Here is a 214-nt window from a genome sequence, read left to right on the forward strand (position 1 = left end):
CATTCCGTATTGATGGTAATGAAGCAGGTAAGCTACCAGCAGGCACAAGTATCACTTATGATGAAGTGATGTTGCAAGACGGTCATGTTTGGGTAGGTTACGACGGCTTCGAAGGTGAACGACTCTATTTGCCAGTAAGAACATGGAACGGTGTTGCACCACCTAATCATGGAGTAGGCAAACTTTGGGGTAGTATCAGTTAAGAAAATGCGTT

General features: G+C 44.4%; 1 protein-coding gene. It reads left to right on the forward strand.

The annotated features are described in order from the left end of the window. Positions 1-203 (forward strand): SH3 domain-containing protein (locus tag HMPREF3270_RS11690; protein WP_176746751.1); only part of this gene is annotated, 203 nt, incomplete at its 5' end. Positions 204-214 lie beyond the last annotated feature (11 nt).

Origin of the sequence: Staphylococcus sp. HMSC65H10, from assembly GCF_001839185.1 — a bacterium.
GTDB classification, from domain to species: domain Bacteria; phylum Bacillota; class Bacilli; order Staphylococcales; family Staphylococcaceae; genus Staphylococcus; species Staphylococcus simulans.